At 65.9% G+C, this 7,516-nt stretch carries 4 protein-coding genes, 1 other RNA gene and 1 pseudogene; 2 read left to right on the top strand and 4 right to left on the bottom strand.

Annotated elements, in window-relative coordinates; all coding sequences use genetic code 11:
- Positions 1-463 (top strand): tyrosine-type recombinase/integrase (locus PA6_RS08295; RefSeq protein WP_021700455.1); only part of this gene is annotated, 463 nt, incomplete at its 5' end.
- A 7-nt stretch (positions 464-470) separates the two neighbouring features.
- Here the strand turns inward: PA6_RS08295 and PA6_RS22750 are convergent.
- Positions 471-698: a hypothetical protein gene (locus PA6_RS22750; RefSeq protein ID WP_021700454.1), complete on the bottom strand. Its 228-nt coding sequence runs from the start codon at positions 696-698 to the stop codon at positions 471-473.
- A 137-nt stretch (positions 699-835) separates the two neighbouring features.
- Positions 836-1,192, bottom strand: a transfer-messenger RNA (tmRNA) gene (ssrA, locus tag PA6_RS22745).
- A gap of 146 nt (positions 1,193-1,338) precedes the next feature.
- Between ssrA and PA6_RS08290 the strand changes: the two genes are divergently transcribed.
- Positions 1,339-4,257, top strand: a complete 2,919-nt coding sequence (locus tag PA6_RS08290) for an ATP-binding protein (protein ID WP_021700453.1) — start codon at positions 1,339-1,341, stop codon at positions 4,255-4,257.
- 4 nt (positions 4,258-4,261) lie between these two features.
- On the opposite strand, the gene PA6_RS08285 is transcribed toward PA6_RS08290, so the two are convergent.
- Positions 4,262-4,507: a hypothetical protein gene (locus tag PA6_RS08285; protein WP_021700452.1), complete on the bottom strand. Its 246-nt coding sequence runs from the start codon at positions 4,505-4,507 to the stop codon at positions 4,262-4,264.
- Between the two features lie 99 nt (positions 4,508-4,606).
- Positions 4,607-7,405, bottom strand: a pseudogene (locus tag PA6_RS08280) (FAD-binding and (Fe-S)-binding domain-containing protein).
- Positions 7,406-7,516 lie beyond the last annotated feature (111 nt).

Below are 7,516 nucleotides of genomic sequence, written 5' to 3'. Positions count from 1 at the left end.
CAGGGGCTGCGATAACCCGCATGTAGAGATCATCACCTTGATCTGTCTGGCCACTGGTGCACGTTGGTCAGAGGCCGAAAAGCTCAAGCCGACCGGGCTGCGCAATGGCGTGATCACATTCAGCGGGACCAAGAGTGGCAAGGTTCGATCAGTACCAATCACGCCCGAGCTTGAAGCCCAGATCGTTCGGCACTGGAGAAAACACGGCCAGCCCAACTCGGCCATCACCTCGTTCCGTCGAGCCCTTGCCAGAACGACCATCGAGCTACCGAAAGGACAGGCCGCTCATGCACTTCGGCATACCTTCGCAAGCCACTTCATCCAGAACGGCGGGAACATCCTCACCCTGCAGCGAATCTTGGGTCACTCCAGCTTGGCCATGACCATGAGATATGCGCACCTGGCGCCGGATCATCTACAGGATGCCGTGCGTCTGGGCCCGTTAGCTGGCCCGATTGAGTAATCGGGTGTTAGCGCCATTTTGCCTCATAGGCTTTGTTGGCCAGTCTCTTGATGTAGCTATTCAGACCGTCGCCAGTTCGTGCCAGACGCTGCATATTTGCGATGTGTACAGCTCCAGCGCTTCGTACCGTGTAGAGATACTTCATGCCGGTGCTGAACTGGACGGTGATTGAGCCTTCACCGATTTCGAATGCGACTACGCCTGAATCTCCATCAAGGTCTTTATATCGTTCCATGATCTGCTCCGACTGAAGAGTGGCCGCTGCACTGCCAGCGTAGCCTGATCGGAGGTGGAGCGCTGAAGTGGTATCGACATTTCTTCGACACCAAAAGAAAAACCCCTGAAAAACTCTAGGCTTTTCAGGGGCTTATTTGGTGGAGCCGGGGGGATTTGAACCCCCGTCCGCCAGCTCTCCGCTATCGGTTCTACATGCTTAGCCATCTCTACTGAGTTAACTCCGCGCCGCCCGAGTGGCAGGGTGCTTGGAGCGAGCTGCATAAGTTTTAGCCGTTACACCTGCAGCGTGCTTGGCGGCGATCCTGTTCTATCTGACAGACCAAATCTTCGGGTTTACAGGCATCCCCTAGGGTCTGCTGGCGCCCTTAGGCGGCCAGAGCGTAGTTGTCGTCGTTGGCAACTATGAAGTTGTGGCAGCGGATTTACGAGAACTGTCACCTACTCGGCATGCCCCTCAAGTTTTGTTACCGGCGTCGAATCCTAATCGGCCCCAGAACGCTCTTGCGAGGTTGGACGCGCAGTGTACGGCAAAGGTTCCTCAGCGTCGACCATCGTTCTGCCAGTACAATGCCCGGCCTGGGCTGGCCGATCAGCGGCCTTGTGCCATTCTCTTCAGATTGGAATTCGAGGAGCACCGGATGCCGCTTGCACCGCTAAAGCCCCTGCGTCGCTGGATCTGGCGAGCCTTCCTGCAGAGCGCATTGATCCCGCTGGTGCTGGTGGAGTCGGTGCTGATCGGCGTTTACCTCTATACCAACGAGTCCATTCGCGAGTCCCAGGTCGGTTACCTGCAGAGCAGTGCGCTGCAGGACCTGGACAGCGCCGTGCGCCGCGAGGGCAAGGTGATCGACAGCCGCCTGCGCGCCATCGAGGCACAGGTCGGCGTGTATCGCGATGCGGTGGCCGAGGCCCTGGCCGACCGCCGTTTCGAACCCGACGAGCTGGAACGTCAGCGCCATGCCAGCACCCCCGGCGGGGTGTTCCACAGCCGCAGCGACGACGGCCGTGCCGCCTCCTTCTATGCCGCCAGCACGCCGGCCGAGCGCCAGGACCGCGACAAGGCGCTGCGCCTGTCGCGGGTGGACCCGCTGATGCGCTCGATCAAGCAGGCCGATCCGCTGGTGGCGGCGGTCTACTTCAACAGCTGGGACAGCTACAACCGCATCTACCCCTATTTCGATGTGCTGCAGCAGTACCCGCATGACATGGACATCCCGCAGTACAACTTCTATTACCTGGCCGATGCCACGCACAACCCCAAGCGCGGGACGGTGTGGACCGAGGTCTATCTGGACCCGGCCGGCCTGGGCTGGATGATGTCGGCCATTGCGCCGGTGTACCGCGGCGATTTCCTCGAGGGTGTGGTCGGCCTGGACGTGACGGTCGGCCAGATGCTGGCCGAGACCGGTAACCTGCAGGTGCCCTGGCAGGGCTATGCGCTGCTGGTGGGGCCGGATAACGCGATCATGGCGTTGCCGGCGGCCGGCGAGAAGGATTTCGGCCTGCGCGAGTTGACCAGCTACTCCTACGCCGAGGCGGTGAGCCGCGAAGTGCTCAAGCCGGAGGATTTCAAGCTGGATCGCCAGCCCGGGCTGCGCCCGCTGCTCGACGGCATGGCCGCCAAGCCCCACGGCGTGGTGGAGGTCCAGCTGGGTGGGCGAGGGCAGCTGATGGCCTGGAGCGAGGTGCCGCAGACCGGCTGGCGCCTGCTGCTGGTGGTGGACGAGGCGGATATCTTCCGCGAGACCAATCGCCTGGCCGAACAGTACCTGACCATCGGCTACCTGCTGATCGCCGGCCTGGTGTTCTTCTATCTATTGTTCGGTACCTGGATGTGGCTGCGTTCGCGGCGCCTGAGCGACGAGCTGGCCGAGCCCATCACCGGCATCGTCGGCATGATGCGTCGCCTGGCCTTGGGCGAACGCAAGCCGCAGGCGCCGGAGACGGCCATTCGCGAGCTGGCGGAGATGGCCGGCGAAGTGCTGCATGCCGGCGAGCAGCTGCGCACCAGTGAGGAGAGCCGCCTGCAGGCCCAGCGCACCCTGGAGCTGGTGCTGGAAAGCACCACCGAGAGCCTCTGGGAGGTCGAGGCGGCCAGCCTCAGTATCCGCGTCAGCGAGCGCTTCGTGCGGCGCTTCGGCCTGCCGGGCGACTCAATGCCCTTTGCCGAATTCAACCAGCGGGTGCATCCGGACGACCTGGCCAGGGTGCGTCACCTGCGCCTGAGCATGGCCGACGACAGCGCCGAGGACTTCTTCGAGGCCGAGTATCGCTATGCCGATGCCCAGGGCAACTACGCCTGGCTGCTCAGCCGCGGCAAGGTGATCGAGCGTGACGAGCAGGGCCGCGCGGTGCGCGCCGCCGGTACCCATGTCGACATCACCCGGCTCAAGCAGGTGCAGGAAGAGCTGCGCCGCGCCAGCCTGGAGGCGCAAGCCGCCAGCCAGGCCAAGAGTCGCTTCCTGTCCAGCATGAGCCACGAGTTGCGCACGCCGCTCAATGCCATCCATGGTTTCGCCCAGCTGATCGAGCTGGAGGCGCAGGACCATGCCGAGCGCAATCAGGAAGCCGAGTACGCCCGCGAGATTGTGCTCGCCAGCCGTCACCTGACCTCGCTGGTGGACGACATCCTCGACCTTTCCAGTATCGAGAGTCGCCAGCAGCAGTTGCAGCTGCAGCCGGTGGACATCGGGCCGCTGCTCAAGGGGTGTGCCGAGCTGGTGCAGCCGGAAGTGCAGCAGCGGCGCCTGCAGTTACAGCTGCAAGCCGAGGCCCATCCGCCGCTGTTCGTGCTGGCCGATCCGCGACGGCTGCGCCAGGTGATGCTCAACCTGCTGTCCAACGCGATCAAGTACAACAGCCCGCAGGGCATGATCCGCCTGGGCTACGAAGTGCGCGCCGGCGGTGTGCGGCTGTGGGTCGACGACAGTGGCCCGGGGCTCAGCCCCGAGCAGCAGGACCAGCTGTTCCAGCCGTTCCAGCGCCTGGGGCGGGAGAACTCCAATATTCCCGGAACCGGCATCGGCCTGGTGCTGTGCCGCGAGTTGGCCGAGCTGATGAATGGCGAGATGGGCTTCTCCAGTGATGTCGGGCTGGGCAGTCGCTTCTGGATCGAACTGCCCAGCGCCGCCGAGCCCGCGCCGGCTGCCGAGGTGGCGGGCGCGCCGGCTGCCGAGTCCACTGCCGCCCTGGCCGAAGTGCTGTGCGTGGAAGACCATCCGGCCTGCCTGCGCGTATTGCAGGAAGCGCTGCGCGACATGGCGGTGGTCGGGGGCGTGGGTTCGGTACGCCGTGCCTTGCTGCAACTGGCCGAGCAGACGCCGGCGCTGCTCTTGCTCGACCTCGATCTGCCCGACGGCAGCGGCCTGGAGGTGCTCGACTTCATGCGCGGTCAGCCGCGCCTGGCTGAGGTGCCGGTGCTGGTGGTGAGTGCCGCCGCCGATCAGGACCTGCTGGCCGAGGCCCGGGCCAGAGGTGCCCAGGCCTGCCTGCTGAAACCGGTGGACCTGCAGCAGCTGCGCCAGATGGCGCTGTCGCTGCTTGGCGAGGTGGTCTGAGGCCCTACTCGCTGGCTTGCAGCAGGTTCAGGGCCTCTTCCAGCACCTTCACCGATTCAGCGTGATTACCACTCTTGTGCAGCTGCTCGCCTTCGGCGCGCAGGCGCTGCACCTCGGTCAGCACCTCGGCGTCGGCGGGCGGGTCGCTCTTGAGCAGTGCGTCGATCTTGGCCATTTCCTGCGGGCAGTGCATGGCGAATACCGGCGTGCTGAGCAGGGCAGCGGCAAGCAGTAGGGCGGTGCGGCGCATGGCGGTTCTCCCTGGGTTGGCTGCAAGCAGTATGGCAGGCAAAAAAAGCCCCGCACAAAGCGGGGCCGAAACACGTGCCGGTGGGCACGCACCTTGAGTTCAGCGGGCGCGGGTGACGCGGTCCACCAGGTACACCAGGCCGTGGTAGTCGATACCGCTATGGGTCGACAGGCCGATCTCGCAGGTACGGCTGGTGGAGATACCTTCCTCGCAGATCTGCACCGCGTCCTTCAGCGAGCGCAGCGCATGCGCGTTGAGCTCGGGCCTGGTGAAGCCCTTGTCGCCGGCGAAGCCGCAGCAGTGGATGCCCTCGGGGATCACGACCTGGGTCGAGCAGCGGCGCGCGATGTCGATCAGCCCCTGTGCCTCGCCCAAGTGCTGGGTCGAGCAGGTGACATGCACGGCCACCGGCTTGTCCTGCGGGGTGAATTCCAGACGCTCCAGCAGATGCTCGCGGATGAACTTCACCGGGTCGTAGAGCCTGAGGCGCGGGTCCAGCCCCTCCTGGACCAGGCGCAGGGTGCAGGGGCTGGTGTCGCAGTAGATCGGGTCGAGGCCGCCACGGCTGGCCTTGAGCAGGGCGTCGAGCAGCTCCTGCTGCTTGGCAGCGGCCTGTTCCGGGTAGCCTTTGGAGGCGAAGGGCTGGCCGCAGCAGAGGTTGTCCGCATTCTCGGCGAATACCACCTGGTAGCCGGCCTTCTCCAGCAGGGCGCGGGTCTTGTCGATCAGCGGCGTCTGCTCGGCATCGGCATACGACGGGCCCATGGCGCGTGACACGCAGGCGGCCAGGTAGACCACGCGCGGGCGCTCATCCGCGCAGGGGGCGGCGAGGCGAATCGGCTGCGCCGCCTGCGGCATGGCCGGCGTCCACAGCGGCAGCCCGGCCTTGTCGTGCAGCATGCGCGCGGCTTTGCCCAGCAGCGGCGCGCCGAGCAGGCGGCGCGAGCCATTGGCGAGGTGCAGCATGAGCCGCGCGCCTTGCAAGGTACGGTGGAAGTTGGCGGCCAGCCAGTCGGCCGTGCCGGCATGGCGGGCAGCGCCGGCGCGCAGCTTGCGCACCAGGTCGCCGGTGTTGATGCCCACCGGGCAGCGCTGCGAGCACAGGCCGGTGGCGGCGCAGGTGTCGACGCCCTAGTAGTGGTAGGCGGCTTCCAGCTCGCGGGTGTCGATGCCGGCACGCTTGCGCGCCTGGATATCACGCCAGATGACGATGCGCTGGCGCGGCGTCAGGGTCAGCCCCTTGGACGGGCAGACCGGCTCGCAGAAGCCGCACTCGATGCACTTGTCGACGATCTCGTCGGCGGCGGGCAGCGGTTTGAGGTGCTTCAGGTGGATCTGCGGGTCTTCCGACAGCACCACATCCGGGTTGAGGATGCCCTGCGGGTCGAACAGGCGCTTGATGGTCCACATCAGCTGGTAGGCCTCGCTGCCCCACTCCAGCTCGACGAAGGGCGCCATGTTGCGCCCGGTGCCGTGCTCGGCCTTGAGCGCGCCGCCGAACTCCACGGCCACCAGCTGCGCCACGTCCTGCATGAAGGCCTCGTAGCGCGCGACCTGGACAGGGTCGTCGAAGCCCTGGGTGAACACGAAGTGCAGGTTGCCCTCCAGGGCGTGGCCGAACAGGATGGCCTCGTCGTAGCGGTGCTTCTCCAGCAGCTCGATCAGGCGGTTGACGCCTTCGGCCAGGCGCTCCACCGGGAAGGTGACGTCCTCGATGATCACCGTGGTGCCGGTCTGGCGCACGGCGCCGACGGCGGGGAAGGTCTCCTTGCGGATCTTCCACAGCTGGTTGTAGACGGCTGGGTCCTCGCTGAAGTCGACCTGCTTCTCCACCGGGAAGTGGGCGATGGAAGCCATGATCCGGCCGATCTGCTCGTGCAGCAGCGATTGCGTCGCGGCGCGCGATTCGATCAGCAGGGCGCAGGCGCCGCTCGACAGGCTCCGCACCCACTCGGGCATGCCCTGCATGTTTTCCACCGAACGCAGGCTGCGGCGGTCGAGCAGCTCCACGGCGGATACCGGCTGCTGCTTGAGTAGCGGCACGGCCTGGCAGCAGCTCTCCACCGTGGGGAAGACGATCAGCGCGCTGGCCTTGTGTGGGTGCTCCGGCACCGTGTCGTAGGTCACCGCGCTGATAAAGCCCAAGGTGCCCTCGGAGCCGACCATCAGGTGGTTGAGGATGTCGATCGGCTCGTCGAAGTCGACCAGCGCATTGAGCGAGAAGCCGGTGGTGTTCTTCAGCCGGTACTTGTGGCGGATCTTGTCGGCCAGCGCGGTGTTGGCGCGGGTCTGCCGTCCCAGTTCGGCCAGGGTGTCGAGCAGCACGCGGTGGCTCTGGCGGAAGGCGGCGATGCTGACAGGGTCCTCACTGTCCAGCACGCTGCCGTCGGCCAGCACCACACGCAGGCCCGCGAGGGTCTTGTAGCTGTTCTGCGCCGTACCGCAGCACATGCCGCTGGAGTTGTTGGCGACGATGCCGCCGATCTTCGCCGCATTGATCGAGGCCGGGTCGGGGCCGATCTTGCGCCCCAGCGGGGCCAGCCAGGCGTTGGCCTGGGCACCGATGACGCCAGGCTGCAGGCGGATCTGTGCGCCATTGGCGCGGATGTCGCGGCCGTTCCAGCTGTCGCCGAGAACGATCAGCACCGAGTCGCTGATGGCCTGGCCGGAGAGGCTGGTGCCAGCGGCGCGGAAGGTCACCGGCACGCGCTGGGCGCTGGCCAGTTCGAGCAGGCGCACCACCTCGGTCTCGGATTCGACCCGCACCACCAGCTGGGGAATCAGCCGGTAGAAGCTGGCGTCGGTGCCGAAGGCCAGGGTCGACAGCGGATCGTCGAACAGGCGCTCGCGCGGGATCAGGCGGTGGACGTCGGCGAGGAAGGCGGCGGGCAGGCTCATGCGTGCTCCATGTATCACGGTGTTTTATCTCCCCTCTCCCACTGGGAGAGGGGCCGGGGGTGAGGGCGTTTTGGACGACTCGGACTTTCCCTCACCCTAGCCCTCTCCCGG

The sequence above is a fragment of the Aquipseudomonas alcaligenes NBRC 14159 genome, assembly GCF_000467105.1.
GTDB classification, from domain to species: domain Bacteria; phylum Pseudomonadota; class Gammaproteobacteria; order Pseudomonadales; family Pseudomonadaceae; genus Aquipseudomonas; species Aquipseudomonas alcaligenes.
Note: the sequence above shows the minus strand (reverse complement) of the source record. Positions and strands in the feature narration are given on the sequence as shown.

Coding starts and splice junctions, on each gene's coding strand:
- PA6_RS08290 (WP_021700453.1), top strand. CDS start 1,339: ATGCCGCTTGCACCGCTAAAGCCCCTGCGTCGCTGGATCTGGCGAGCC.
- PA6_RS08285 (WP_021700452.1), bottom strand. CDS start 4,507: ATGCGCCGCACCGCCCTACTGCTTGCCGCTGCCCTGCTCAGCACGCCG.
- PA6_RS22750 (WP_021700454.1), bottom strand. CDS start 698: ATGGAACGATATAAAGACCTTGATGGAGATTCAGGCGTAGTCGCATTC.